This is a genomic window from Actinoallomurus spadix (genome assembly GCF_024055725.1).
GTDB classification, from domain to species: Bacteria; Actinomycetota; Actinomycetes; order Streptosporangiales; family Streptosporangiaceae; genus Actinoallomurus; species Actinoallomurus spadix.
This window is the reverse complement of the sequence record NZ_JAMXMX010000006.1, coordinates 273,068-298,514: the sequence shown is the minus strand read 5'-3', so window position 1 is coordinate 298,514 and position 25,447 is coordinate 273,068. Positions and strand designations below refer to the sequence as shown.

General features: G+C 72.0%; 27 protein-coding genes and 1 riboswitch. Of the genes, 15 read left to right on the top strand and 12 right to left on the bottom strand.

What is annotated here, in order from left to right; all coding sequences use genetic code 11:
- The first annotated feature begins 74 nt into the window (after window positions 1–74).
- The 4 genes from NE235_RS11300 to NE235_RS11285 all read left to right on the top strand — a co-directional run bounded on the left by NE235_RS11300 (window position 75) and on the right by NE235_RS11285 (window position 2,913).
- The gene (locus NE235_RS11300; protein WP_289848444.1) at window positions 75–749 is read left to right on the top strand and encodes a helix-hairpin-helix domain-containing protein; all 675 of its coding nucleotides are present in this window, start codon (window positions 75–77) and stop codon (window positions 747–749) included.
- A gap of 57 nt (window positions 750–806) precedes the next feature.
- Entirely contained in the window at window positions 807–1,226 is a 420-nt protein-coding gene (locus NE235_RS11295) for an RNA polymerase sigma factor (RefSeq protein ID WP_252801584.1), read from the top strand.
- On the top strand, window positions 1,226–1,561 hold the full coding sequence (locus tag NE235_RS11290; protein WP_252801582.1) for a hypothetical protein: 336 nt from the start codon (window positions 1,226–1,228) through the stop codon (window positions 1,559–1,561). The genes NE235_RS11295 and NE235_RS11290 overlap by 1 nt, the downstream gene beginning before the upstream one ends.
- Before the next feature lie 155 nt (window positions 1,562–1,716).
- Complete coding sequence (locus tag NE235_RS11285; protein ID WP_252801580.1) at window positions 1,717–2,913, top strand: arginine deiminase; 1,197 nt, start codon at window positions 1,717–1,719, stop codon at window positions 2,911–2,913.
- Window positions 2,914–2,990: 77 nt separating this feature from the next.
- Here the strand turns inward: NE235_RS11285 and NE235_RS11280 are convergent, their stop codons facing one another.
- From NE235_RS11280 to NE235_RS11260, 5 genes are all read right to left on the bottom strand, one after another.
- Window positions 2,991–3,446: an ATP-binding protein gene (locus tag NE235_RS11280; protein ID WP_252801578.1), complete on the bottom strand. Its 456-nt coding sequence runs from the start codon at window positions 3,444–3,446 to the stop codon at window positions 2,991–2,993.
- A gap of 192 nt (window positions 3,447–3,638) precedes the next feature.
- The gene (locus NE235_RS11275; protein WP_252801741.1) at window positions 3,639–5,504 is read right to left on the bottom strand and encodes a sensor histidine kinase; all 1,866 of its coding nucleotides are present in this window, start codon (window positions 5,502–5,504) and stop codon (window positions 3,639–3,641) included.
- 241 nt (window positions 5,505–5,745) lie between these two features.
- Entirely contained in the window at window positions 5,746–6,204 is a 459-nt protein-coding gene (locus NE235_RS11270; protein ID WP_252801576.1) for a dihydrofolate reductase, read from the bottom strand.
- The gene (locus NE235_RS11265) at window positions 6,201–6,998 is read right to left on the bottom strand and encodes a thymidylate synthase (RefSeq protein ID WP_252801574.1); all 798 of its coding nucleotides are present in this window, start codon (window positions 6,996–6,998) and stop codon (window positions 6,201–6,203) included. Before NE235_RS11265 ends, NE235_RS11270 begins: the two co-directional genes overlap by 4 nt.
- Window positions 6,999–7,048: 50 nt before the next feature.
- Entirely contained in the window at window positions 7,049–7,822 is a 774-nt protein-coding gene (locus NE235_RS11260; protein ID WP_252801572.1) for an AraC family transcriptional regulator, read from the bottom strand.
- 186 nt (window positions 7,823–8,008) lie between these two features.
- Between NE235_RS11260 and NE235_RS11255 the strand changes: the two genes are divergently transcribed.
- Window positions 8,009–8,680: an alpha/beta fold hydrolase gene (locus NE235_RS11255; protein WP_252801571.1), complete on the top strand. Its 672-nt coding sequence runs from the start codon at window positions 8,009–8,011 to the stop codon at window positions 8,678–8,680.
- Window positions 8,681–8,723: 43 nt separating this feature from the next.
- Here NE235_RS11255 and NE235_RS11250 read toward each other — a convergent pair whose 3' ends face one another.
- Together NE235_RS11250 and NE235_RS11245 are read right to left on the bottom strand one after the other, a co-directional pair.
- Window positions 8,724–10,088, bottom strand: a complete 1,365-nt coding sequence (locus tag NE235_RS11250; protein WP_252801568.1) for a purine-cytosine permease family protein — start codon at window positions 10,086–10,088, stop codon at window positions 8,724–8,726.
- Window positions 10,079–10,195: riboswitch (TPP riboswitch) on the bottom strand. It overlaps the preceding gene by 10 nt.
- A gap of 23 nt (window positions 10,196–10,218) precedes the next feature.
- Window positions 10,219–10,557, bottom strand: coding sequence for a rhodanese-like domain-containing protein (locus NE235_RS11245; RefSeq protein WP_252801561.1), 339 nt, complete (start codon window positions 10,555–10,557; stop codon window positions 10,219–10,221).
- 42 nt (window positions 10,558–10,599) lie between these two features.
- Between NE235_RS11245 and NE235_RS11240 the strand changes: the two genes are divergently transcribed.
- Window positions 10,600–11,142 carry an SSI family serine proteinase inhibitor gene (locus tag NE235_RS11240; protein WP_252801559.1) on the top strand — a complete coding sequence of 181 codons (543 nt, stop codon included), beginning with the start codon at window positions 10,600–10,602 and terminating at the stop codon, window positions 11,140–11,142.
- Window positions 11,143–11,220: 78 nt separating this feature from the next.
- Here the strand turns inward: NE235_RS11240 and NE235_RS11235 are convergent, their stop codons facing one another.
- Entirely contained in the window at window positions 11,221–12,081 is an 861-nt protein-coding gene (locus NE235_RS11235; protein ID WP_252801549.1) for an Fpg/Nei family DNA glycosylase, read from the bottom strand.
- Window positions 12,082–12,201: 120 nt separating this feature from the next.
- Between NE235_RS11235 and NE235_RS11230 the strand changes: the two genes are divergently transcribed.
- The 4 genes from NE235_RS11230 (at window position 12,202) to NE235_RS11215 (ending at window position 16,078) form a co-directional block, all read left to right on the top strand.
- On the top strand, window positions 12,202–13,176 hold the full coding sequence (locus NE235_RS11230) for a CapA family protein (protein ID WP_252801545.1): 975 nt from the start codon (window positions 12,202–12,204) through the stop codon (window positions 13,174–13,176).
- A 106-nt stretch (window positions 13,177–13,282) separates the two neighbouring features.
- Entirely contained in the window at window positions 13,283–14,383 is a 1,101-nt protein-coding gene (locus NE235_RS11225; RefSeq protein WP_252801543.1) for an alpha/beta fold hydrolase, read from the top strand.
- An 85-nt stretch (window positions 14,384–14,468) separates the two neighbouring features.
- Window positions 14,469–15,059 carry an RNA polymerase sigma factor gene (locus NE235_RS11220; RefSeq protein WP_252801541.1) on the top strand — a complete coding sequence of 197 codons (591 nt, stop codon included), beginning with the start codon at window positions 14,469–14,471 and terminating at the stop codon, window positions 15,057–15,059.
- Entirely contained in the window at window positions 15,056–16,078 is a 1,023-nt protein-coding gene (locus NE235_RS11215) for a CU044_5270 family protein (RefSeq protein ID WP_252801539.1), read from the top strand. The genes NE235_RS11220 and NE235_RS11215 overlap by 4 nt, the downstream gene beginning before the upstream one ends.
- Before the next feature lie 98 nt (window positions 16,079–16,176).
- Here the strand turns inward: NE235_RS11215 and NE235_RS11210 are convergent, their stop codons facing one another.
- Window positions 16,177–17,010 (bottom strand): sulfite exporter TauE/SafE family protein, encoded by an 834-nt coding sequence (locus NE235_RS11210; protein WP_252801537.1) that lies wholly within the window; start codon window positions 17,008–17,010, stop codon window positions 16,177–16,179.
- Between the two features lie 184 nt (window positions 17,011–17,194).
- Here NE235_RS11210 and NE235_RS11205 point away from each other — a divergent pair, with 184 nt between their 5' ends.
- Entirely contained in the window at window positions 17,195–17,905 is a 711-nt protein-coding gene (locus tag NE235_RS11205) for a sulfotransferase family protein (RefSeq protein ID WP_252801534.1), read from the top strand.
- Window positions 17,902–19,596: an AMP-binding protein gene (locus tag NE235_RS11200; protein WP_252801528.1), complete on the top strand. Its 1,695-nt coding sequence runs from the start codon at window positions 17,902–17,904 to the stop codon at window positions 19,594–19,596. The genes NE235_RS11205 and NE235_RS11200 overlap by 4 nt, the downstream gene beginning before the upstream one ends.
- On the opposite strand, the gene NE235_RS11195 is transcribed toward NE235_RS11200, so the two are convergent.
- From NE235_RS11195 to NE235_RS11185, 3 genes are all read right to left on the bottom strand, one after another.
- On the bottom strand, window positions 19,557–20,558 hold the full coding sequence (locus tag NE235_RS11195; RefSeq protein WP_252801525.1) for an Lrp/AsnC family transcriptional regulator: 1,002 nt from the start codon (window positions 20,556–20,558) through the stop codon (window positions 19,557–19,559). The two genes, NE235_RS11200 and NE235_RS11195, sit on opposite strands and share 40 nt — an antisense overlap.
- A 217-nt stretch (window positions 20,559–20,775) precedes the next feature.
- On the bottom strand, window positions 20,776–21,747 hold the full coding sequence (locus NE235_RS11190; protein WP_252801523.1) for an alpha/beta hydrolase: 972 nt from the start codon (window positions 21,745–21,747) through the stop codon (window positions 20,776–20,778).
- Window positions 21,747–22,625 carry a VOC family protein gene (locus NE235_RS11185; protein ID WP_252801521.1) on the bottom strand — a complete coding sequence of 293 codons (879 nt, stop codon included), beginning with the start codon at window positions 22,623–22,625 and terminating at the stop codon, window positions 21,747–21,749. The genes NE235_RS11190 and NE235_RS11185 overlap by 1 nt, the downstream gene beginning before the upstream one ends.
- A 226-nt stretch (window positions 22,626–22,851) precedes the next feature.
- Between NE235_RS11185 and NE235_RS11180 the strand changes: the two genes are divergently transcribed.
- From NE235_RS11180 to NE235_RS11170, 3 genes are all read left to right on the top strand, one after another.
- A complete protein-coding gene (locus NE235_RS11180; RefSeq protein WP_252801519.1) occupies window positions 22,852–23,199 on the top strand; it encodes a hypothetical protein in 348 nt (115 codons plus the stop codon).
- 291 nt (window positions 23,200–23,490) lie between these two features.
- Window positions 23,491–24,717, top strand: a complete 1,227-nt coding sequence (locus tag NE235_RS11175; RefSeq protein ID WP_252801517.1) for a sensor histidine kinase — start codon at window positions 23,491–23,493, stop codon at window positions 24,715–24,717.
- Window positions 24,714–25,403, top strand: coding sequence for a response regulator transcription factor (locus NE235_RS11170; RefSeq protein WP_252801515.1), 690 nt, complete (start codon window positions 24,714–24,716; stop codon window positions 25,401–25,403). The genes NE235_RS11175 and NE235_RS11170 overlap by 4 nt, the downstream gene beginning before the upstream one ends.
- Window positions 25,404–25,447: the final 44 nt, after the last annotated feature.

Below are 25,447 nucleotides of genomic sequence, written 5' to 3'. Positions count from 1 at the left end.
GATCACCTCCGCCGCCCGGACCGCCGGGCCCGTACGCGGCACCGCCGCCGGGACCTCCCGGTGCCCCTCCGCCGATGCGGCCGACGCTTCCCCCCGACCAGATCCGCGCCCTCCTCAACAGCGCGGTGATGCGCCAGGCGTCCTTGGGCTGGCGCGTGCAGATGCAGTCCGACAACCAGGCGGTGATGACCAGCGGCGGCCAGGTCAATCACGTCCTGCACCTGCTCATCACGCTCCTGCTGTGCGGGCTGTGGCTGCCCGTCTGGGTGATCCTCGCCGTCACCGGCACCGAGAAACGCATCACGATCACGGTCGACCCGTACGGCACGCTGCTGTACAACGGCCGTCCGGTGGCCCCCGCACCGATGGGACCACCGATGCCCCTCCCGCCCGGGCCGCCGCTCCACAACCTCAACGACCAGGCCGTCGCCGCGGCGAACCAGCGGCGCAACCTGCGGCAGAAGGCGCGCGAACAGGCCGCGGCCGACATCGTGCTGGCCCGTGAGCTGCGGATCGGCCGCCCGGACCTGCCCCGCCACTACGACGACGGGGGGCTGATCGACGTCAACCACGTGCCCCCGCAGGCGCTGACCCTGTTCTCGGGCGTGACGCCGGAGCTCGCCGGGCACATCGCACGCGTCCGCGACCACGTCGGCGGCTTCTCGTCGGCGGAGGAGCTCGCGGCAACGGCCGACCTGCATCCCGACCTCCTGCCGGAGATCGCGGAGTACGCCATCTTCCTGCCCTGACCGGCCATGTGACCCAGGTCACGGGAACCGAGGGGGTCGGCCGGACAGTCCCCTGCCGTGGAGATCAGTTTGCGCGCCCGGGTACGGGGCGGTGACCCGGACGCGTTCCGGCAGCTGTTCTACGATCACGTCCGCTCCGTCTACAACCACGGCTTCCGCCTGACGGGGGACCGATCGACGGCGGAGGAGATCGTCTCCCTGACCTTCCTTGAGGCCTGGCGGTTGCGCGACCGGGTCGACGCCGAGGGTGAGGACTCGTCACTGCGCCCCTGGCTGCTCGGCATCGCCACCAACGTCGCACGGAACGTGCGCCGGGCCGCCCGCCGGCACGACGGCGCGGTGGCGCGTCTTCCCCGGCAGGAGGCGGTACCCGACTTCGCCGAGGAGGTCACGGGCCGCATCGACGACCGGGAGCGCAGCGGCTGCCCGCCGACCCGGCCGTGCTTAAGAAGTGGATCACCCGCCACAGCGATCTGATGAAGGCCGTCGGTGCCCCCCACGGCACCTCGTTGACGGTGGATCAGGTCATCAGCGGCGGGCTGACCGGCCTGCTCGCGATGACCCCGGCGCCGCCGGCGGTCCGAGCCGCGGCGTTCCGTGCGCTGGCCTCGCTCCCGGAGGTCCGGAATCTCGGTCGTGTCGACGGCGGTCAGGGCCTGCTGATCACCGACAACGGTGCCACGATCAAGCTCGTTCTCGATCCGGCCACCTCGCGCATCCGGAGCTCCACCTACACCGGCAAGGGAGAGAAGGTGACCGGCGGGGACACGGTCGACGCCGCCGAGTGGACCAACGTGGGGCCGCCCCGGTAGACGGTCCCGGTAGCGGCCGGGGGCCGAGGCGTGCGGGACCGGCGATTCCGCACGCCTCGGCCCCCGAATGAACCGTTGTTCCGTTGTGAGGTCTTTGGCTGGTTCGAGACGATCTGAAGAGGTCAGAGGCGAAATATCCGGGTTAAGCTCCACGTGTGACTCATGTGCATCGCGTCGACAGCGAGGTCGGTCGCCTCCGCACGGTCCTTCTCCACCGGCCGGGCCCCGAGCTCAAGCGACTCACGCCGCGTAACAACGATCAGCTTCTCTTCGACGGCATCCCCTGGGTCGGCCGTGCCCAGCAGGAGCACGACGCCTTCGCCCAGGCGCTGCGCGACCACGGGGTCGAGGTCCTCTACCTGACCGAGCTCCTCCAGGAGACCCTGGAATACCGGGACGCGCGCGCCGAGGCCATCGCCGACGTCCTGAGCGACCAGCGGCTCGGCGACCGGCTCCGCGCCATCCTGGAGAGTCACCTCGCCGACCTGACCACCGAGGACCTCACCCAGGTCCTCGTCGCCGGCCTCGCCCACGAGGAGCTGAAGACCGGCCGCGGCCTGGTCTACCGGCTGATGGACCGGCACGACTTCGTCATCGACCCGCTACCGAACCTCCTGTTCACCCGGGACTCCAGCGTGTGGGTCGGCAACCAGGTCGCCGTCACGAGCCTCGCCATGCGGGCGCGCCGCCGGGAGACCGCCCTCACCCGGGTGATCTACCGCCACCACCCGCGGTTCGAGGGCACGGAGCACCTGTACGACCCGGACCTGGAGCACATCGAGGGCGGCGACGTCCTCCTGCTGGCCCCCGGCGTGCTGGCCATCGGCACCGGCGAGCGTACGACCCCGGCGGGCGTGGAGCGGATCGCCCGCCGCGCGTTCGACGCGGGCCTGGCGCACACGGTCCTCGCGGTGCCGATCGCGCAGGAACGCGCCACCATGCATCTCGACACGATCTGCACGATGGTCGACGTCGACAAGGTCGTGATGTACCCGGCCGTCGCCTACTCCCTGGTCGCCTACACGGTGACGAAGGAGAACGGCGACCTGCGCGTCTCGCGGGCGCGGCCGTTCCTGGAGGCCGCCGCGGACGCGATGGGCATCGACCGGCTCCGTGTCATCGACACGGGCCTCGACCCGGTGACCGCCGAACGTGAGCAGTGGGACGACGGCAACAACACCCTGGCCATCGGCCCGCGCCTGGCGGTCGCGTACGAGCGCAACGTCGAGACCAACGCCCGCTTGGAGGCGGCCGGCATCGAGGTCATCCGGATTCAGGGCAGTGAGCTGGGCAGCGGCCGCGGCGGCCCCCGCTGCATGTCCTGCCCCATCCTCCGCGACCCGGTCCGATAAGACCGCCCGTAGAAGACCGACCGCGCGAAGATACTCCCGGCGCCTCTCCGGCGCCGGGAGTGAGCCCGTTCGGTGAATCAGAGGGAATGGTCGAAGGCGATGCGCATCGGCTCTATCAGGGAGATGGCCTGGCCGTTGCTCGACGGCTGCGTGGCGCGAATCCGGGCCCAGACGGTCGTCGTCTCGGATTCGTGAGAGACGCCCCATTTCTCCGACAACGCCTCGACGATGCTGAGGCCGCGGCCGCCGAGCGAGGAGAGGGCGGCGCGGGTGCGGCGTGGCTCGGTCATCGATCCGCCGTCGCTGACGGCCAGTTGGATGAGCTCGCCTTCGTAGGCCCAGGACACGCGGATGTCCCCGGACGGCAGAGGGCGTGCGTGCCGCAGCGCGTTGCTGATCAACTCGCTGATGATGACGGCCGCGTCATCCGCGACCTCCTCGTACACACCGGACGCGCAGAGTTCGGCGCACAGGCGCTTTCGTACGTCCGAGACGCTGGACGGCGCATGTGGCAGGAACACGACGCTCGACACCCTCACCTCCCCGGGCGGTTGGATCCCGGATACTCCCCGTAACATGGTCACCCCGGTAACGACCGAAATGCCCACTTAAAAAACGCGGAAACCGCGCCACAGGAATCTGTTACCAACACCACGTGTAACTGTGACCTCCAACACGCGGCGAAGGCGCAGCCCAGACTGGGCGGTATGCCCAAGTATGACCGGTTACGTTGTGTCAACGCAGTGGGGGAGGGTGAAGCGCATGCTGGTGCCCCGCAGACCGTCCGCGCGCGGATGCGCGGAGACCTCCCCCTGCTGAGCGCGGGCCAGCCGGCGCACGATGTACAGCCCCAGCCCGAGACCTCCGAACCGGCGGCGGTCCCCCGCCTCCCCCTGCACGAAGCGCTCGAACACCCGCTCCCGGTCGTTCGCCATGATCCCGATCCCGGCGTCCTCCACCGTCACCGTGATCACGCCGCCCTCGACGCCCGCGCGTACGGTGATGACACCACCGTCCGGGGAGTACTTCACGGCGTTCTCCAGGAGCTGCCCGACGATGATGTCCGTGGCCATCGGATCGCCGAGGGCCGCCGGCAGGTCCCCGGCGACGTCCAGCTCCACCATGTGACGCTCGGACACGCCCCGCAGGCCGTACGCCGCGCCGCGCAGCAGCCCCGCCAGGTCGAACGGCTCACTCGTGACGGTGAGACCGTTCGGGACCGCGCGGGAGTACAGCAGATTGTCGACCAGCCGGCCGAGGGCGTCGGCGCGGTCGGCGATCGTCGCGACCGCCCGCCGCCGGTCCGCCTCCTCCAGCTTCTCCCACCGGTCCACCAGCGTCTTGGCGAACCCGCGGACGACCGTGATCGGCGTCCGCAGCTCATGGCTGGTCATGGACAGGAAGAGGTCCTTCTCCGCCTCCAGCGACTTGGCCTCGGTGATGTCGCGAAAGTCCACGACCACCTCGTCGTGACCCTCGATCTCGGTGTGCAGGACACCCAGCCAGGTGCCCGACTCCAGCCGGATCGTCTGCTCGCCGTCCGGATCGGGCAGCGGGAACGGCAGCGGACGGCCGATGACGTCCTCCGGGGCCAGGCCCGTGATCCGCTCCGCCGCGAGGTTCCACCGCTTGACGACGCCGTCGCGGTCCAGCACCGCGATGCCGTCCGCGCTGGCCTCGATCACCGCGCGCTCGTGCCTGCGCTGCCGGACCGCCTCGTCGTAGTGCAGGGCGTTGCCGATCACCACCCCCGCGTGCCCGGCGAACAGCTCGAGCAGCTCCAGCTCGATGTGGCCCGCCCGCCGGCTCGAGAACAGCGCGTACAGCGCGCCGTACGGGCTGCCGTGGACGTTCGAGATGCCGACGGCGATCGTGTGCAACCCGTCCAGCTCGGACCAGATCAGGTCGCCGAGGCCCCGCGCCTCGGACGTCGCCAGCATCACCGTACGCCCGGCGCGCAGCAGCTCGCCGACGAGGCTGGAGCGCAGGTCGGCGGTCGAGTCGCGCAGGTTCCGCGGCAGCCCGGTCATGCTGACGAGCTTCAGCGTGTTGGTCTGGTGCTCGATGACGACGAAGCCGGCGGCGTCCGCGCCGGTCAGCTCGATGAGGCCCGACGTGACCCGGTCGAGGACCGACGACAGCGCCGGCTCGGTGTTGAGGTCGGCCACCACGTCGTTGAGCCGCCGGACGAGGCGGATGCGCTCGGCCGTCTGGTGCTGCACGGCCTCGTCCTCGCGCACCGGCCGGTACAGGCCCACCCAGCCGAGGAACCCGCCGTCCTCGCCGCGCATGGCGCTGACGACCGCCCGGATGTCGAGCAGCCGGCCGTCGCGATGCAGCCGCCGGGTGACGAACGAGATGTGGCCGCCCTCACGGACGCGTTCGAGGACGGCACGGTGCTCCGCCGTGTGCTCCTCGGGAATGGTTCGCAGCGGCCGGCCCAGCACGTCGTCCGCGGCCCAGCCGAACACCCGCTCGGCGGCGGGGTTCCACAGCCTGACGGTCAGGTCGGCGTCCACCGCGATCATCGCGTCGGCGGAAGAGGCCACCGCCGCGCGCATCATCGCATCCGAGGCGCCCACGCCGCCCATAGTGCCACTCAGACGGCGCACCTACGCGAAGGTCAGCACCAATCCGCACTTACGGCATCGTTTCTGGTTGGGGGCCGTGTGCACCCAGTCGTGCTCACATTGCGCCATGGTGATCGCCTCCCGCGCTCCGTACCTCCCATGATGACCGGCGTACGGCCGCCGCGCCGGACTATTCGGCAGTCTTGACGAACGAAGCCCGCGTTTCACCCGGCTCACCCCGCCCGCGTCGAGGCCGCCGGTCTCAGCCCCAGGTCAGGAACCGGTAGTGCAGCCCGGTCGACGACTCCTGCCACGCCCCGACGGAGTCCGGCGCACGCCCCACGTCAGGAGCGTACGTGTCCCCGTCGAAGCTCTCCCGGAGCTCGGTGACCACGATCCGGTCCGCGACGGGCAGCGCCGCCCGGTACACCGCCGCGCCGCCGATCACCCAGACGTCCCCGGACACCGCGGCGAGCGCCTGTGTCAGGTCGGGGAACGTGTCGGCGCCCTCCTGCGGCGTGCGGGACAGCACAAGGTTGCGCCGGCCCGGCAGCGGCCGGAACCGTGGCGGCAGCGACTCCCACGTACGGCGGCCCATGAGCACGGCCGCGCCCTCGGTCAGGGAGCGGAAGTGCCTCAGGTCCTCCGGCAGGTGCCACGGCAGCGTGCCCGCACGGCCGATGACGCCGTTCGCCGACTGCGCCCAGACCAGCCCGATCACACCGCCACCGGCGCCTTGATGCCGGGGTGCGGGTCGTAGCCGTCGAGCGTGATGTGCTCGTAGGTGTAGTCGAACAGGCTGTCCGCCGGCTTCAGGCTCAGCGCGGGGAACGGCCGCGCCTCCCGCGCCAGCTGCGTACGGACCTGATCCACGTGGTTGTCGTAGATGTGGCAGTCGCCGCCGGTCCAGACGAAGTCACCGACACCGAGACCCACCTGGTCGGCGATCATGTGCGTCAGCAGCGCGTAGCTCGCGATGTTGAACGGCACGCCGAGGAACAGGTCCGCGCTGCGCTGGTACAGCTGGCAGGACAGCCTGCCGTCGGCGACGTAGAACTGGAAGAACGCGTGGCACGGCGGCAGCGCCATCCGCGGGATGTCGGCGACGTTCCACGCGGACACGATGATCCGCCGCGAGTCGGGATTCTCGCGCAGCGTCCGCAGCACCTCGCTGATCTGGTCGACGTGCCCGCCGTCCGGGGTCGGCCACGACCGCCACTGCACGCCGTAGATCGGGCCCAGATCACCGTCCGGCCCCGCCCACTCGTCCCAGATCGTGACGCCGTTCTCCCGCAGCCAGGCGACGTTCGCGTCGCCGCGCAGGAACCACAGCAGCTCGTACGCGATCGAGCGGAAGTGGACCTTCTTCGTCGTGATCAGCGGGAAGCCGTCGGCCAGCCGGTAGCGCAACTGGTGACCGAAGATCGACCGCGTACCGGTGCCGGTGCGGTCCTCCTTACGGGCGCCCGTCTCGAGCACATGGCGGAGCAGGTCTTCGTACTGCGTGTCCGGCATGCCCTCGAGCCTAGACGAGCAGGCATCCCACGACTCCGCCTGACCCCCGGTCACCTGGCGGTGGTCCGGCGACCGGCTCGGTAGCGGCCCGGGGTCGTTCCGACGATGTCGGTGAACGCCGCGATGAAGCCGCTGGGGTTGGCCCATCCGCAGGCGTGGGCGGTCCGGGTGGTGTCGTGGCCGTCGGCGAGGAGCACGAGCGCGTGGTAGACGCGCAGCTGCGTGCGCCACTCATAGAAGGTCATGCCGAGCTCGGCGCGGAACAGCCGGCTGAGGGTGCGGGTGCTCGCCCCGATCGTCCTCCCGAGTTCGGCCAGCGAGGCGTTCTCCGCCGGTGTCTCCCGCAGGATCCGGGCGATGGCCCGCAGCCGGTCGTCCCGTGGCTCCGGCAGGTGCAGCGGCTGTTCGGGTGCCTCGCGGAGTTCGTCGACGAGAACCCGGAGGAGGCGAGAGCGCGCGGAACGGCTGTGGCGAGGCGCGGCATCGTCACTGTCACGGGGACCGGTCAGGGCGAGCAGGACCTCGCGAGCGAGGCCGGAGGCCAGGAACACGGCGGGGCGGTCCGGTACGAGCCGGGCGAGGGAGGGCGGGAGGAAGACGATCCGCATATCGGTGTCGCCGTGGGCGCGGTGGGAGTGCGTGAACCCGGCCGGAGTCCAGGCGACCCGGTCGGCCGGAACGATCGACGTGCCGCGCTCGGTGTGCACCGCCAGGACGCCACCTGCCGCGTACACCAGGTGTCCCCGCGCGTGCGACTGCACCGCGCTCGTCTCACCGGACGGCCAGAGGTGACGCCCGCCGGACGGCCAGATGGACGACGTCACACCGGCACTCGGGCGTGTTTGGCGGCGAACGGGCATCAGTTGGCACTCTACCGGTGGCCCGCCACACCGTGACCTGGCGACACTGGCTTCACGCGGAGTGGTCCCCGGTCGCGCGGAGCGCCCGGCCGGCCCCAGGTCATCGAGGCGGCGTCCCCGATCCGCGGCTTGAGAGAGGAGACACAGCGCATGGCGACGTTCGTGCTCGTGCCCGGCGGTTGGCACGGCTCCTGGTCGTTCGAGGCGGTGGTACCGCTGCTGGAGCGTGCCGGCCATGCCGTGCACGCCCTGACCCTGACCGGTCTGCGGCCGGACGACGACACCGCGACGATCGCGACCGCCAACCTCGACACGCACGCCGACGACGTGGTGCGGCTCCTCGACCGCGCCCACCTCACCGGCGCGACGCTCGTCGGCCACAGCTACGGCGGGATGGTGATCGCCGCCGCCGCCGACCGCGCGGGCGGCCGGGTCTCACGGCTGGTGCATCTCGACGCCTACGTGCCGCGCGACGGCGAGTCGTGCTGGTCGTCGACGACCGAGCGCTACCGTCAGATCTTCGCCGCCGGCGCCGCGAGCACCGGCTACGCCGTCCGGCCACCGGACGGCGGCGATCCCCGCCGCCGCCCCCATCCCCTCGCGTCGTTCCTGCAGACGATCCGGCTCACCGGCGCGCACGCCCAGGTCCCTCGCCGTGAGTTCGTCTACTGCTCGGGATGGGCGGACCGCACGCCGTTCGCCGAACTCCGCACCCGGCTCCAGGCCGATCCCGGGTGGCGGGTCCACGACCTCCCGACCGGCCACGACGCGATGCACGAGGCCCCGGAGGCGGTCACCGCCCTCCTGCTCGGCGGCGAATGATCGCGGTCAAGGTTTCGTGGCGCCGGGGCCGTGAGCGGTCACCTCACCGGGCGCTCGCCGGGTCGGGGTGGACGGTCGCCTGGCGGCGGTTCAGCGCGCCGATCAGCGCGGTCATGGCGGCGGCGACAGCGAAGGACAGGAGCGAGGCGCTCATCCAGTCCGCCGGGGTGAAGTGCAGCGTGCTCTGCGCGTGCGTCCACAGCCGGGACCACCAGCCGACCTGGCCCGGGTTGATGAGCTGGTACGCCGCGATGCCCGCCGCCCAGGCGACGATCATCCCCCAGCGGGCGGGGGCGCGGTCGGAGACGTCCCAGCCGCGCCGCCCCGTGAAGCAGAAGAAGTCCACGGCGAGCACGCCGAGCATGGGCACGAACACCGACCCGATCAGCGTCAGGAAGCCGGCGTAGTTGTCCATGTTCAGGACCAGGGCCAGCACGGTCGTCAGGATTCCCAGGACGACCGTGAGCAGGCGCCGGTCCGTGCGGGTCACGAGGTTCTGGATGGAGACCGCGGTCGAGTAGACGTTCGCGAACGACTGGTCGACCTCCCGCAGGACGAAGACCGCGAAGAACAGCGTGCCGAGCGCCACATGCTGGAACGGCCCGAACACCTTCGAGGAGTCGCCGGCGGCCAGCGCGAGCGCCAGCAGCCCGAGGACGTACGCGACGACCTGCGTCAGGCCGTACGCCACGCTCGCGGCGCCGAAAGCCGCCCGCTCCGAGCGGGAGTGCCGCGTGTAGTCGGCCGCCATCGGCACCCAGGAGATGGAGACGGCCAGCGCGGCGTCCGCGCCGATCCAGAAGTGGCTCCACGAGCCGTGGGTGAGGTCCGGCAGCGGCTGCCGGGCGAGCTGGACGTAGAAGTAGCCGAGGGCGAGGACGACCGCGACGGTGACGTAGCGGCGCAGCACCCGGACGGAACCGAGCGGCCAGAGCGTCAGCACGGTCGTGATCACACCCGCCGCGACCACGTACGCCCAGCGCGGGCCGCCACCGAAGAGTTCCTTCGCCGCGCCCGCGATCGTGACCAGCTCGAACGTCCCCCAGCCGACCATCTGCAGGATGTTCATCACGGTGGGGATGTACGACAGGCGCGTGCCGAACAGGCCGCGCAGCAGCATCATCGCCGGAACGCCGGCGCGGGTGCCGGGCACGGCGGCCAGCCCGAGCATGACGCCGCCGATCGCGGTGCCGACGACCATGGCGAGGATCCCGGCCACGATGGGCAGCCGGGGCGTGCCCTGGGCGTCCGGGGCGAGCACGGTGTACGCGCCCGAGAAGGCGAGGAGGCTCACGCCGAGGTTCGCCCAGAAGGCGCTCTGGTCCCAGAAGCTGAGGACCTTCGGTGCGGGCTGATCGAGGGTGTACGGGGCCTCGTTGGACGAACGCTCTTCGACGGCAGCGCTCAAGGCACACTCCCTACGCCGGCATTATCCGGTCAGGTTCGAGCGGTCGGCGGCACGTGCGAAGCCGCCCTCTCAGCCCGGTCGTCGTCCGAGCTCCCGCGGGTCTTAACTTTTCCGCCGTAAATGTACCTCGTCAGGCGACGTATGGCTCCCCGCCCGATTCGCTGACCATCGGACGGCCCGCCGCCTCCCAGGCGTGCATGCCGCCCTGGACGTTCGCGGTCTTCCAGCCGGCGTTGTTGAAAGCCGCGACCACCGACGCCGAGCGGGCCCCCGACCGGCAGATGACGAAGACGTCCTCTCCCGTGGGCACCTCGGACGCACGGGCGCCGAGCTGGCTCAGCGGGATGTGGACGGCCCGGGGGGCGTGGCCGGCCTGCCACTCGTCCAGTTCGCGCACGTCCAGCAGGAACGCGTCGTCCGGAACCTTGGCGACCTCCACGGCGGGAATCTGTTCCCTGAAAGAGTTCACCTGTCAAAGGAACCATGAGTCATCGCCCGGAGTCGAATCGTCATGAGGCAATCTTTCTCCAGACTGGGACCCACGGCCCTCGCCATCCCCGGCATCGTGGCCGCCCTCGCGCTGGGCGGTTGCAAGAACGGGGACGGATCCGCCACGGCCGCGCCGAGCAAGGGCTCCGAGACCCCGACCTCGTCGGCGGAGCCCGGCACGCCGGAGCCGACGGCCTCCCCGACGGCGCCCGCCCCGAGCGGGTCGGCGGCCGGGACCCGGCTGACCATCACCGTACGCGCGTCGCAGACGTCGGCGCCGAAGACCTGGACGCTCACCTGTGACCCGGTGGGCGGGACCCTGCCGAAGGCCGGCCAGGCGTGCGCGGTCCTGGCCGCGGCGGCCGCGAAGGGCGAGGACCCGTTCGCGCCGACGCCGAAGGATCAGATGTGCACGCAGATCTACGGCGGGCCGGAGACCGCCACGGTGACCGGCACGTGGAACGGCAAGCAGGTCGACGCGACCTTCAACCGGAAGAACGGCTGCGAGATCAAGCGGTGGGGCAACCTCGCCTCGCTGTTCGGGTCGCTGCCGCCCGTCCGCTGACCCACGCCCGCGCGTCGGTCCGCGCCCGTTCGCTGGCGCGCGCCCGCGCGCTGATGCGCGCCGGCACGCAGGTACGGCTCACTTGAGCAGGCGGGACATCCGGCGGTCCGCCAGCGGCTTGCCGCCGGTCTGGCACGTCGGGCAGTACTGCAGGGCGGAGTCGGCGAACGACACCTCTCTGATCGTGTCGCCGCAGACCGGGCACTTCTGCCCTGCCCGGCCGTGCACCCGCAGGCCCTCCTTCTTCTCGCCCTTGAGGTCCTTGGCCGCGACGCCCCGCGCGCGTTCGACGGCGTCGCCGAGGGTGCGGACGATCGCGTCGTACAGCGTGGCGACGTCCTCGTCGGTGAAGCTCGCGGCGAGCTTGAACGGCGACATCCGCGCCACGTGCAGCACCTCGTCGGAGTAGGCGTTGCCGATCCCGGCGATCACGCTCTGGTCGCGCAGCAGCCCCTTGATCTGGGTGCGCCGCCCGTCGAGGATGCCTTTCAGCGTGTCGGCGGTGAAGCCCTCGGCCAGCGGGTCCGGACCGAGCGACCGGACGCCCGGCACCTCCGCCACGTCGCGCACGACGTACACCGCGAGCCGCTTCTGGGTGCCCGCCTCGGTGAGGTCGAACCCGGAGCCGTCGTCGAGGTGGACGCGCATGGCCAGCGGGCCCTTGCCCGGCCGGGGCGGCGCGGGCGGCAGCGCGTCCTTCCACCGCAGCCAGCCGGCCCGGGACAGGTGGACGACGAGATGGATGCCGTCGACGTCGAGATCGAGGAACTTGCCGTGGCGGGCGACCCCCATGATCGTCAGACCGTTGAGCGCGGTGATCGGCGGGTCGTACGTCTTCAGCGACGAGATGGCCGTCACGTCGATCCGCGCGATCGCCCGCCCGACGGCGTGCTCGCGCAGGTAGGCGGCGAGGGACTCGACCTCGGGCAGCTCCGGCATGGTCCAAGGGTACGGCTCCGTCCACAGGCTGTGGATGAACCCGCCGATCGCCGCCCGGGGACCTTGGTCCCTTGGCCGGGCGCGCGGGGCGCGACCATCCTGGGAGGTGGGGAGCTGGATGTGACCACGACGGTCGCCCTGGGCGGCGACACCATGCTGGGACGCGGGGTCGCGGAGCGGATCGCGGCGTACGGTCCGTACGGGATGTTCGCCGACGAGATCCGGGACGTCTTCCGATCGGCCGATCTGTCCCTGGTCAACCTGGAGTGCTGCGTCTCCGACCGCGGCGAGCCGTGGGCGGCCCCCGGCAGGCCGTTCCACTTCCGCGCGCCGCCCGCGGCCGCGGACACCCTCGCCGACCTGGGGATCGACTGCGTCACGCTCGCCAACAACCACGCGCTCGACTACGGCCCCGAGGCGCTGGCGGACACGCTCGGTCACCTGGCGCGGGCCGGGATCCGGGTCGTCGGGGCGGGCCCCGACGTGCGCCGGGCGCGGGAACCGGCCCTGTTCGACACCGCGGGCGGGCCCGTGGCCGTCCTCGGGATCACCGACCATCCCGCCGACTTCGCCGCCGGGGAGGAACGGCCCGGGGTGGCGTACGCGAACCTGCGCCGCGAGATCCCCGCCTGGCTCACCGCCCGGATCAGCCACCTGTCCGCCGACGGCCTCCGCGTGCTCCTGCTGGCGCACTGGGGCCCCAACATGACCATCGAGCCCCCGCGCTACATCCAGGTCGCCGCCCGGGCGCTGGTCGACGCCGGGGCGACCCTGATCGCCGGGCACTCGGCGCACGTCTTCCACGGCATGTCCGGCCGGGTGCTGTACGACCTCGGCGATCTCGTCGACGACTACGCCGTGGATCCGGCCCTCCGCAACGATCTCGGCCTGGTCTTCCACGTCACTCTCACCGGATCGGCGATCAGCCGGCTGACGGCGTGCCCCCTCACGCTGGAGTACGCCCGTACGCGCCTGGCGACCGGCACCGACCACGCCTGGATCCGGGATCGGTTCATCAGCGCCTGCGCGGCGTTCGGGACGAAGGTCGTCGAAGAGGACGGCCGGCTCGCGGTGGCCTGTCCCGGGCCGCCGTGAGGTCCTTCACCAGGGACCCTGGCTTTGACGATGCCTCGACCATGACCCAAACTGGAGTTAGGGGCCACCGTAAAAAGCTGGGAGCGGCAACGGGCGGAGGGTGGCCATGTCCTTCACGGAAATCACCAAGGTCCTCAGCAAGCACAGCTGGTGGATGAACGGATCACTCGAGGAGACGCGGGAGACCCGGGAACCGGCCGTCGGTGATCTCCGTACGCTGACCGTGACGGCCGACGACGGAGTCCGGCTCCACGCCGAGATGCGCGAGGCCCCCGAGGCGAGCGCGACCGTCGTGTTCTGCCACGGATTCCTGCTGAACTCCACGTGCTGGCGCGCCGAGCGCGACGCGCTGGCCGGCCGGGTCCGCGTCGTCGCCTGGGACCTGCGCGGCCACGGCCGGTCCGGGTGGGGCTCTCCACCGAACGCCACGATCGACCAGCTCGGCCGCGACCTGTTCGCGGTACTGGCGGAGACCGCGCCGGAGGGACCCATCGTCCTGGTCGGCCACTCCATGGGCGGCATGGCGATCCTCGGGCTCGCCGACGCGCACCCGGAACTGTTCGGCGACCGGATCGTCGGCGTGCTGCTCGCCGCCACCTCCTCGGGCGACCTGTCCTCCGTCACCATCGGGCTCCCCGCGCACGCCGCGCGGGTCCTGCACCGCATGGTCCCCGTCACCCTGAGCACCCTCCGCCACCAGGCGAGACTGGTGGACGCGGCGCGCCGCCCACTCGGCGGGATGTCCTTCCTGCTCACCCGCTCGTACCTCTTCGGCGCCCACGTGTCGAAGGAGATCGCCGAGGTGACCACCCGGCTGATGGCGTCCGTGCCGATCGAAGTGATCGCGACCTTCTACACGGAGCTGATCGCGTACGACAAGCGGACGGTGCTGCCCGCCCTCGGCCGCATACCGGTGCTGGTCATGGTGGGCGACCGCGACGTCATCACGCCGATGCGCCACGCCGAGGCCCTCGCGGCGGAGATCCCCGGCGCCGACCTCGTCGTGATCCCCGGGGCGGGCCACCTGCTGCCCCTGGAGCGCACGGCCGAGGTCAGCCATCACCTGTGGACCCTGCTCCGGCGCACGACCGGCATCGAACCGGCGGCCGAGCCCGCCGTCATCGACGGCGAGGAGGTCGGCGAGCGGGCCCACCGTCCCCGCCGGCCGCACCTGGGCCTCATCCGGCGCCGGCGCCACGACGGCTGATCCTCGGGAAGCGAGATCGCCGGTCGCGCCAACAACGGGTGACACCCCCCACCCGAGAAGGCCGTATGACTGATAAGAGACGCCTGTGACGGGCGAAGTCCGCGCCGGGACCGACGCAGCGGTGATCGACGCGTCATTGCGTGATCCGGAACGCTTCGCCGAGCTGTACGACCGGCATCACGCGACGATCCACCGCTACATCGCGCGACGGCTCGGCCGCGACCAGGCGGACGACCTCATGGCCGAGACGTTCCTGATCGCCTTCGCGCAGCGGGAACGCTACGACCTGACGTGCGCCGGCGCCCGGCCGTGGCTCTACGGGATCGCCACCAACCTCATCGGGCAGCACCACCGCGCGGAGAACCGGTTCTGGCGGCTCATCGCCCGGACCGGCGCCGACCCGGCGGTGGAGTCCCCGAGCGAGCGCGTCGCCGAACGCGTCAGCGCGCAGGGCATGCGCCGGGAACTCGCCGCCGCGCTCGCCCGGCTGCCGCGCGGGCAGCGCGACGTGCTGCTGCTGACCGCCGCCGGCGGCCTGTCCGCCGACGAGATCGCCTCGGCCCTGGGCATCGCCAAGGGCACCGTCCACTCCCGGCTCAACCGGGCCCGCAGGAAGACCCGCGACGCCCTGGGCGGCATCGACCCCAGGGACGTCGGAGAAGGAGTCCACGCATGAACGAACTCGAGCGCATGTACGCCGAGGTGCCCCCGCCCGCCGAGAACGCCGTTCTGGAGGGGCGCCGCCGCCTCCTCGCCGCCGCGCACGGCACGTCTCCGGTGACGGCCCCCCGGCCCGCCCGGCGCCTCCTCGGGCTGCCGCGGATGGGCGTACGCCTGGCCGCCGTCGGCGCCCTCGCCGTCACGATCGCGGCCGGGGTGACGATCGCGCAGAACGTCGGCGGCACCGACAAGGAGGGCCGGCCGCGGCCCGTCCTCCCGGTGATCCCCGCCGGCCCGGTCGCCAACGCGGCGGATCTGCTGAACCGCGCCGCCACCGCCGCCGAGTCGCGGCCGTTCGCGCCCCGCCCGGACCAGTGGATCTACGTGGAGAGCCGCCAGCGCTTCCCGGCGATCGGGACCCACGTGACCACACCGAAGACGCGGCTGGTGAACTTCGTCGAGCGGACGTGGTGGCGCGCCGACGGCAAGCAGATCGCCAGGACGCAGCAGGGCGCCTACGGGGACGGGAAGCTGCGGATCGAGACCGGCAACCAGTTGTGGAAGCACAACTACCCGGCGCTCGCCGCGCTGCCCACCGACCCCACGGCCCTCGACGCCTGGGTCGCCTCCCACGTGTTCATCGGCGGTATGAGGCCGAAGAACGCGGAGGAACGCGCCGCCGCGCTGTACGACCAGTACAGCGCCGTCCTGCGCAACGGCGTGGCGCCGCCGAAGACCGAGGCGGCGGTCTACCGGGCGATCGCCCGGATCCCCGGTGTCACCCTGCGGAAGAACGTCGTCGACATGGCGGGACGCCCGGCCATCGCGGTGAGCCGGGTCACCGAGGGCTACCTGGCCAAGGAGATCCTGGTCGATCCGAAGACGTACGCCTACCTGGCCGAACGCGTGATCGTCGTGAAGGATCACACGTTGAACGCGCTGGACGGCCGGTCGGTCGACAAGAAGGGTGCCGTCCTGAACCTCGAGATGCACTCCATCCCCAAGGTCGTGGATCGGCCGGGCCAACGCCCCTGACCCGATCCGCCGGAGCGGCCAGGGTGCGCGCGCCGGGCGACCGTACCGGCTCCCGGGTGGGCGGGGTCCGAGCCCCGCCCACGCGTGGTGCCGTCGGACTACCCGCTGACGAGCTTGATCACGGCGGCGACGCCAACGCAGACGATCACCCCGCGCAGGATCATGGGCGGCAGCCGGCGCCCGACCCGGGCGCCGAGCAGGCCGCCGACCATGGAGCCCAGGGCCACCAGCAGCACGGCCCACCAGTCGACCTTCGCGACGCAGATGTACAGGACCGCCGCGGTGGCGTTGACCAGCATCGTCAGCAGGTTCTTGGCCGCGTTGACGCGCTGCAGGTCCTCGTCGAGGAAGATGCCGAGCAGGCCGACGAGGAGGACGCCCTGCGCCGCGCCGAAGTAGCCGCCGTAGACGCCGCCGGCGAACACGCCGAGCCAGAGCCACGGCCCGCCGTGGGCCCGCCGGGGCCGGGAGGCGAGCCGGCGGCTGATCATGGGCTGGGTCAGGACCAGAACGCAGGACAGGCCGATCAGCACGGCCACGACCACGGTGAAGGCCTGCTCGGGCAGGTTGAGCAGGAGCAGGCCGCCGACCAGCGCGCCCAGCACCGAGGCGGGGGCCAGCCGGGCGAGGCGGCCGCGCTGGCCCGCCAGCTCGGCCCGGTACCCGAGGACGCCGGTGACGCCGCCCGGCACCAGGCCGATGTTGTTGGAGACGTTGGCGGTGATCGGCGGCAGCCCCACGGCGAGCAGCGTCGGGAAGGTGATCAGGGAACCCGATCCGACGATCGCGTTGATGGCTCCGGCCGCGGTTCCCGCCGCGAGTACCGCCAGCGCCGCCCACGGCCGGGCGGACAGCCCGAAGACGGCGGCGCAACCCACGATCGAGACGGCGAGGACCAGGCCGATCAGGGCCCGGGGGGCGGGGGACCTCATGGTCGGCGACTCTATGCCAGGTCCCGGCGACCACGACAACCAGCGTCAAACAAGTCGCTAACGTGTCAAACTGGGTGTTAACCCCCTACCTGAATAGAGGCCGCTGACGAGCCGGACGGTCATCCGGCGCAGCCGCACCACGACGACCCGACGCAGGAGAGCCTCACCGCACGGGGGGGAGCACATGCTGGAAGTCATCGGGGCCGGCATGGGACGCACTGGCACCTACTCGCTCAAAGCAGCACTCGAACGCCTGGGGCACGGGCCCTGTCACCACATGTCCTCGCTCGGCGGGGACCTCCGCCGGATCCTCGGCTGGGAGGCGGCCGCCCGCGGTGAACCGGTGGCGTGGGAGGACCTCCTGGCGGGCTACCGCGCGACCGTCGACTGGCCCTCCTGCTTCTTCTGGCGGGAGCTCGCGGACGCCTACCGCCACGCCCCCGTCATCCTCACCGTGCGCGACCCCGCCCGCTGGTACGCCAGCGTGCGCGACACGATCTACCGTTCCAGCCACCGGCGGCCGGGATGGCACGGCCTCGCCATGTGGCTGGAGGACCGGGTCTGCGCCGGGCTCCGCGTCCGGCGCCGGATGTGCGAGCGGGTCATCTGGGAGGGCACCTTCGGCTCCCGGTTCGGCGACCCCGACTTCGCCATCCAGGTGTTCGAGTGGCACACCGCGCACGTCCAGGAGGTCATCCCCGACCACCGGCTCCTGGTGTACGACGTCGGCCAGGGCTGGGGGCCGCTCTGCGAGTTCCTCGGCGTGCCCCGGCCCGATGAGCCGTTCCCGCACCTGAACGACACGGCGGCGTTCCGCCGGATGGCGTCCCGGCGCCGCCGGCGCCTGCTCACGCTGCGCCCGCTGGGCTCCGACGAGAGGACGGCGGTCCGGTGACCGGCCGCCTCCGTCCCGCCCCGCCGCCGACGTCACGGACCGGGACGTACTACGCCCGCGGCTGGTGGCGCCGCGAGACGTTCGCCGACGACCTGCGGGCCGCGGCCACGGCCACGCCCGACCGTACGATCTTCGTCAACTGGCGCCGGGACCTGGGCCGCGAGGTCGTCGTCACCTGCGGCGGGCTGGCGGCGGCCGTGGACGGTCTGTCCGCCGGACTGCGCGGGCTCGGCCTGCGCCCCGGCGACGCCGTCGCCTACCAGCTCCCGAACTGGTGGGAGGCGGCGGCGCTCGCCCTCGCCTGCCTGGACGCGGGCCTGATCGCCGTACCGGTCATGGTGACGATGGGCGCCCGCGAGGTCGAGCGCATCCTGGCGGGAACCGAGGCCGCGGCGTGCGTGGTCGTCGACCGCTGGGAGGCCGCCCGCCCCGCCCGCCTGCTCGCCGGCCTCGGCACGCGCCTGCCGTGCCTCCGCCACCGCGTGGTGATCGGCGACGCGGCGGCGACCGGCGCGACCGCGTTCGCCGATCTCCTCGGAGCGTCCGGCCCCCGCTCACCCGCGCCCCGGGGACCGGACGAGGTGTCCCTGATCCTGTTCACCTCCGGGACGACGGGCGAGGTGAAGGGCGTCCTCCACACCCCCAACACGCAGTACGCCTCCACCCGGCCCCGGCACGCGGCCCTCCGCGACGTCCCGGACCCGCGCACGGCCACACCGGCCGACCTCACCCACTCGGTGGGGATGCGGACCAACGTCCTGACGCCCCTGGTCACCGGTTGCGGATCCGTGTTCGCCGACACCCGGGACCCGGACGTCTGGCTCGACCTCCTCGCCCGGCACCGGGTCACCCACTTCCTCGGCGCGCCCCACCTGCTGCGCGAACTCGTCGGCGCCCAGCGGCGCCGGCGTCGCCCCCTGCCCGCCCTCCGAGTGATCACCAGCACCGGGGCCCCGCTGCCCGCCTCCCTCGTCGCCCCGATCCGTACGTGGCTCTGCCCCGTCCTGGTGAACGGCTTCGGCATGACGGAGACGGGCGGTCTCACCGCGACAGCCGCCGACGACCCGCCCGGCGCGGCGGGCCACGGCATCGGCCGTCCCGTCCCCGGCTGTGAGGTCCGCCTGGTCGCCGAGCGGCCGCCGTCCCGGGATGGGGCGTACCGCCTTCACGTACGCGGCCCCTCGGTGTGCGCGGGCACCTTCCGGCTGCGCGACCGGCGGCCGGTGTGGGACCCGGCCGCCACGGACGGCTGGTACGACACCGGCGACCTGGTCGGCGATGACGGGCACGGCGGCCTGCGCTACCTCTCCCGCGTCGCCGACCGGGTCGGCAGCCCGCGCCCGATCCCGGTCCTGGAGGTCGAGGACGAACTGCTGCGCCACCCCGCCGTCGCCGACGTCGCCATCGTCGGCTGCCCGGACGACGACGGCGGCGAGACGGTCTGCGCCGTCGTGGTCCCCGCCGGCGCGGAACCGACCCTCACCGACCTGCGCCGGCACCTCCTCGCCACGGGCATGACCGAGTGGTACCTGCCCACCCGCCTGGAGTGCGTCGACACGCTGCCCCGCAACGGGCTCGGCAAGGTCCGCAAGACCGAACTCCGCGCCCGCCTCCGCCCGCCCGCGGGGACCGGGGACCGGCCGCGAGAACCTCAGGAGGCCCGGCCCGCGGAGGGCGGACCGGGGCGCTGAAGCGCGCCGACGCGCTTGCTGTTGCGGATGACGGGCGCGCTCTCCACCTGGCGGATCCCCGGGAGCCCGCCCACTCCGCGTTCGAGGAAGTCGTACAGGGACTCCACGTCGCGGCAGGCGGCGAAGACGAGCAGGTTGGTCGGGCCGGTGGTCGCGGCGGCGAAGGCGACCTCCGGAAGCGCGGCGATGGCCTCGGCCGCCCGGCGCATCCGGGCCGGGTCGACGGTCAGCCAGAGGATGGCGAGCGTCTCGAACCCCAGCAGCAGCGGATCGATGTCCACGTCGAAGAAGAGCGCGCCGCGTCGCCGTAGCCGCGCGAGCCGGCGCTTGGCGGTCATCTCCGACCAGCCGGTCACCTCGGCGAGCTCGAGGTACGTGGCGCGGCCGTCCCGGGCCAGCGCGGCCAGCATGGGTTCGTCGCCCTCCCGCAGGACGACCTGGTCCCGTACGTGGTGAGCCGGCTCGGGGGCGAGGGCGGCGACCTGCCCGGGGGTGAGCGAATCGGCTCTGCCGTGCCAGCCGGACGGGCCGCCGGCGAAGACGCGCAGCAGGCAGTGCGCCGTGACGCCGGTGACCCGCGGCGTCCTGGGCAGCTGCCCGAGCAGCAGGGCGTCGCGTTCGTGAGAACTGCGCGCCCGGGTCACGCAGACGATCTGCGTCCCGCCCGAGGTGAGGCAGACCCACGAGGTATCCCCCCGGCGGGCCAGCGCGTCGGCGACGGGCACCGCCGCGTCCGGGGTCACCTGGACCCGGACGAACCACTCCACCCAGCCCAGCCGCCCCGCGTCCGGCAGGCCGACCACCCGGAGCGATCCGCTGGAACGCAGTCTGCGGTAGCGCCGGGCGACCGTCTGATCGGACACGCCCAGCACCGACGCGATACGGCTGAACGGCGCTCGCCCGTCGATGTGCAGGGCGTGGACGATCGAACGGTCGATCTCGTCCAGAACCGGAGAACCCACCCGCGTCACGGTAACCGGCTACCCGAAGTGCCTGACGTACGGGAACGAGGGCCGGCCCGGTGAACCGGTGTGGACGAAACCCGCCCAGGCGCGCTGCATCTCCTCCCCCCAGGGGCCGCCCGGCGCTGCCGTACGGAAGGCCGAGGAAGGCCGTGACCGCGCCGCCGGTGGAGACACCGCGCAGCGCTCCGGCGGGCGCATCGACGAGGGTCATGCGTCAGCCCCCCTCCGGACCGCGCAGGCGCTCCCGCAGGAAGCCGAGGATCTCGCGGCGCGCGGGCCGGGCGTCCGGGATCAGGCCCGGCATGCTGAGGAAGCCGTGGACGGCCCTCGGGTAGCGGGTCGCGCGGGCGTCGGTGCCGTCCGCGCGGAGCCGTTCGGCGTAGCGGCGTCCGTGGTCGTCTCCGGGGTCCAGCGCACCGGTGACGACCAGCGTCGGTGGCAGCCCGGTGAGATCGTCGAACCGCACCGGGGACACGCTGCGCGGATCGAGCGTCGGCGGCACGCTCAGCCTGCGGGACATCCGCCACTCGGACACCGACAACCCGGGGTGGCCGGCGTTCGCGGTGACCGAGGGATAGTCCGCCATGTCCTCGGTCCAGTCCGTGCTCGGGTAGGCCAGCACCTGGGCGTGGAGCGGCGGGCCGTCCACGCGGGCCCGCAGCGCGACGAGCGCGGCGAGCGTGCCACCGGCGCTCTCGCCGAGGACGGCGACGGCCGCGGGGTCGATTCCCCAGCCGAAGGGGTCGTCGACGAGCCGGACGAGCGTGTCGTAGCCGTCGTCGACCGGCTCCGGCAGCGGGTGCTCCGGCGCGAGGCGGTACTCCACCGACACGACCACCGCCGGGCACCGGGCCGCGAGGTGGCTGTTGAGCCAGTCGTTCTGCGCGGCGGTGCCCACGATGAAGCCCCCGCCGTGGAACGAGAGGATCAGCGGCAACGGGCGACCGGCGTCCTTCGGACGGTGCACCCGCAGCGTCAGACGGCGGCCCGGCAGGTCGATCGTGTGCTCCTCGATCCGAGCGCCGCGGTCGGGCAGCCCGGTGATGATCCGCGCCTTGCGGGACGCGCGCAGGCGGTTGACCTTCCCGCGCAGCGCGATCACCTGGTCCGCGGTGAGCGTCTCCCAGTCCAGGGAGTCCCTGAGGATGAGTCGGGCGCGCAGCGGGGCCTTCCCGGAGGCCGCCATCACCACGCCTGCCGGAAGGCGAGAGCGGCGCCGCGTGCCTGCGCCGCGCCGACGAAGAACCCACCACCCGGCAGGTCCCGGGTGCCGAACCCGTTACCCTCCACCAGCGCGCGAGCCGCGCCGACGTCGGTGACCGCCACCGTCTGCCCCGCCATGTACGGCAGGGCCGGAACGTCCTCCCCGGGCAGTACCGCGCCGAGGTCGGAGGCCGCGACGATCTCCACCTGTCCCAGCGCGAGGCGCAGCACCCGGCGCGGCCCCTCGGTCACCGGCGTCACGTCCAGGATCCTTGCGTACCGGTCCGTGGCGGCGGCCACCTCGCCGTCATCGACCACCAGCAGGACACCGTCCAGGTGGGTGGCCCCGTTGGCATGGCGCAGGTACCGGCGCTGATGGATCAGCTCCGGCGTCAGATGGCGGGCGGCGTGGACCAGGCCCTCAGGGGTGAGCGCACGTTCCACGTGAACGGCCTCGAACCGGGCGGTCGCGGTGCCGTCCGAAGTGTCCACGTCGCGCTGGAGCGGCAGGACCCCCGACGAGGACAACCCGGCCCGGCGCAGCCGCTCCTCGGTGACCGCCGCGTCCGTACAACCGAACGAGTAACCGTGCAGACCCTCGTACTCGGCGATCAGGGAACGGATGTTCCAGGGGTCGACGCTCCCGTCCCCGAACAGTCCGAGCAGTTCCAGGTAGTTACCCCCGAAGAGCGCGCACCGGTTGCCGGCGCCCATGGGCCTGCGCTCGCCACCGGGACGATCGGAGCCCATGTGCATCGACAACGGGCTCAAGGTGAAACCCAGCGCTTCGTACACCGCGGCGGTGGCGTCCATGTCGGTGGTGTAGAGGACTGAGTGGTCGATCCGGTCGATGTCGGTCATGAGCCCAGCGTGTGACCGCCCCCTCCACCGCCCCAGCCGACGAGCCCGAAGTGATGGTTTCCGACACCCACCGGCCCCTCGGCGAGGGAAAGGCGTCCCCCGACCTCGAATCCACACCATGAAGGACGGAGGCGGAACGCTCGGCTCCCGCCCATGACTTCTGTCATAGGGAAAGCGTGATCGCCGGTACTAACGTCCCGAACCGGCGATCCTTAACGTTAAGGACATGACGAACACGAACCCGAACACCAAATTCCACGTCGCGATCCTGGGTGGCGTCGATTACAAGCCCGAACAGCAGACGCCCCAGCGCTTTGTCTCGGTCTCCCCGATCGGCGGCGCCAATGTCGACTTCAGCGGCATCGACCAGGACGTGACCGTGGTCAAGGTGTCACTCGTGGGCGGCGTGCGGCTCACGGTGCCGGCCGACGTCAACGTGGAGACCATCGGCTTCGGAGTGCCGGGCCTCCTCGGACGGCGCCGGTTCCGCGGAACCGGCGGCCCGGACGCGCCGACCGTACGCGTGCACCGCTACGGGATCTTCGGCGGCGTCAGGATCGTCCGCAACGGCTGAGCGGTCCGCGCGATACACCCCCATCAACGGGGTCTCGGTCAGCGTCACAGGAAGCCTACGATCGCGCGCATCGACCTCCTCCTGACTTCACGAATCGCGATAAGTAGCGCTGAAATACCGGCGCTGCGTCATGTGCACTCCAGAGGAAATCGACGGATCACCGCCGACGAGGCGCGCTATGGTCTTATCCGGCCACGTGGGAGGACAGATGGGCTATCCGGTCTCCTCCGGAGACATCCGGCTCTCCGTCTCCGCAGGTCCGGTCGGATCGCCTTGCTGACCACGCCTGCGATGCGCCGCCGAAAGTGGAGGTCCGCCCGAGCCGGGCTGCGCCGCCTCGCCGAGCGGACGAGGGCATGGCCGGCCGGTCGCCACGACGTTCTGCTGACCGCCGCCGTGGTGGCACTCTCCTTCATCCCCGGTGTCGCCGACAAGGGCACCGACCTGGCCTGGCCCACGTCCCAGCGCTCGTTCGGACCACTGGCCGCGCTGCTGGTGCTCGGGCACGGCCTGCCGCTCCTGATGCGGACCCGGGCGCCCACGCTGTGTCTGGCGATCGTATCCGCCGCGTTCTTCGCCTACCAGTGTCTCGGCTACCGGCCCACGGCGGCGACGATCGCGTTGTACATCGCGCTGTACAGCGTCGGCCTGTATCAGGTTCGGCGAAGGCAGCGCACAGTCGTGGCGTGGACGGCGGGGTACGCGGCGCTGCTCGGCGGCCTGACCGCCCTCGGAGCCCCAGAGTCGCCGACCGAGGGCGTCGAGTTCTTCGCCCTGCCGGCGGGATGCTGGCTGGTCGGCACTCTGGCGCGCACCCGGCTGCGCGAGCAGGAGCGGCGGCAGCGCGAGAGCATGGAAGCGGCCCGGCGTGAGGAGCGCGAGCACATCGCCCGGGAGCTGCACGATGTGGTGACGCATCATGTGACGGCGATCGTGATGCAGGCGGACGCCGCGCTCTACGTGCCGCCTGACAACCGCGCGGAGATCGAAGAAGGGCTCACGGCGATCGGCGGGACCGGGCGCCGCGCGCTGGGAGACCTGCGCGCGATGCTGGGCGTGCTCAGTCCCCGTCATGACGCCGAGCCGGCCCCGCGCGCTCCGGCGGCCGGGCTGTTCACCGATCTGGTGGCCCAGACCAGGCTTGCCGGGCAACCGGTCGAACTCGTCCAGGACGGTCCGGAGCGCATGATGGACGACATGGTGGCGTTGGCGGCGTACCGGGTGGTGCAGGAGGCGCTGACCAACGCGCTCAAACACGCGCCGGGAAGGAAGACGGTGGTGCACTTGACCTGGTCCGTTGCGGGGCGGTTGACGGTCGACGTGACGACGGACGGTCCGGGCGGAGCGCCCGCTCGCGGACCGGCCGGACCCCCGCCGGCCGCCGTGCCGTCGGGCCGGGGGCTGGCCGGGCTGCGCAGACGCGTGCTCCTCGCCGGCGGCGAGTTGACCACGCGGCAGGAGGACGGCGGAGGGTTCGTCCTGCATGCGTGCTTTCCGACCGAGGCGGACGCCTCATGAGCGCGAAGCCGCGTACCCGGGTGCTGGTGTGCGACGACCAGGCGCTCATCCGCGCCGGTTACATCACCATCCTGTCCTCGCAGCCGGACTTCGAGATCGTCGGTACGGCCGAGGACGGCCGTGAGGCGGTGCGGCTGGCCGAGCGGCTCACCCCCGACATCGTCATCATGGACATCCGGATGCCGCTGCTCGACGGCATCGAGGCGACCCGGCGGATCGCCGGCCCGCAGTCCGCCGGGCGGGTCAAGGTGCTGGTCGTCACGACGTTCAACCTGGACGAGTACGTCTTCCAGGCACTGCGCGCGGGAGCCAGCGGGTTCCTGCTCAAGGACACTCCGGCGGGGGAGATGCTCGCCGGGATCCGCACCATCGCCGCCGGGAACGCCCTGCTGGCGCCCGAGGTCACCCGCCGGCTGATCGGCCGCTTCGGCGAGCGCATCCGCGACGACGACGAGGCGGACAGGCGTGTGAGGGAGGCCCTCGCCGACCTGACCGAACGCGAAGTCGAGGTGTTGAAGCTGATGGCCACCGGGCAGTCGAACGCCGAGATCGCGAAGTCGCTCTTTCTGAGCAGAGAGACGGTCAAGACCTACGTGTCGCGCATCTTCGCCAAGCTCGACCTTCGGGATCGAGTCCACGCCGTGGTGTTCGCGCACCAGATCGGGCTCGCCACGCAGGACGGCTGAATTAGCCGACGCCCGCGCCGGCTGTCCATCCCCCACGCGAGCCA

Coding starts and splice junctions, on each gene's coding strand:
- NE235_RS11300 (WP_289848444.1), top strand. CDS start 75: ATGCGGCCGACGCTTCCCCCCGACCAGATCCGCGCCCTCCTCAACAGC.
- NE235_RS11290 (WP_252801582.1), top strand. CDS start 1,226: ATGAAGGCCGTCGGTGCCCCCCACGGCACCTCGTTGACGGTGGATCAG.
- NE235_RS11275 (WP_252801741.1), bottom strand. CDS start 5,504: ATGGGCGGCGTGGGCGCCTCGGATGCGATGATGCGCGCGGCGGTGGCC.
- NE235_RS11265 (WP_252801574.1), bottom strand. CDS start 6,998: ATGCCGGACACGCAGTACGAAGACCTGCTCCGCCATGTGCTCGAGACG.
- NE235_RS11255 (WP_252801571.1), top strand. CDS start 8,009: ATGGCGACGTTCGTGCTCGTGCCCGGCGGTTGGCACGGCTCCTGGTCG.
- NE235_RS11240 (WP_252801559.1), top strand. CDS start 10,600: ATGAGGCAATCTTTCTCCAGACTGGGACCCACGGCCCTCGCCATCCCC.
- NE235_RS11235 (WP_252801549.1), bottom strand. CDS start 12,081: ATGCCGGAGCTGCCCGAGGTCGAGTCCCTCGCCGCCTACCTGCGCGAG.
- NE235_RS11225 (WP_252801543.1), top strand. CDS start 13,283: ATGTCCTTCACGGAAATCACCAAGGTCCTCAGCAAGCACAGCTGGTGG.
- NE235_RS11215 (WP_252801539.1), top strand. CDS start 15,056: ATGAACGAACTCGAGCGCATGTACGCCGAGGTGCCCCCGCCCGCCGAG.
- NE235_RS11210 (WP_252801537.1), bottom strand. CDS start 17,010: ATGAGGTCCCCCGCCCCCCGGGCCCTGATCGGCCTGGTCCTCGCCGTC.
- NE235_RS11205 (WP_252801534.1), top strand. CDS start 17,195: ATGCTGGAAGTCATCGGGGCCGGCATGGGACGCACTGGCACCTACTCG.
- NE235_RS11190 (WP_252801523.1), bottom strand. CDS start 21,747: ATGGCGGCCTCCGGGAAGGCCCCGCTGCGCGCCCGACTCATCCTCAGG.
- NE235_RS11185 (WP_252801521.1), bottom strand. CDS start 22,625: ATGACCGACATCGACCGGATCGACCACTCAGTCCTCTACACCACCGAC.
- NE235_RS11180 (WP_252801519.1), top strand. CDS start 22,852: ATGACGAACACGAACCCGAACACCAAATTCCACGTCGCGATCCTGGGT.
- NE235_RS11175 (WP_252801517.1), top strand. CDS start 23,491: ATGCGCCGCCGAAAGTGGAGGTCCGCCCGAGCCGGGCTGCGCCGCCTC.
- NE235_RS11170 (WP_252801515.1), top strand. CDS start 24,714: ATGAGCGCGAAGCCGCGTACCCGGGTGCTGGTGTGCGACGACCAGGCG.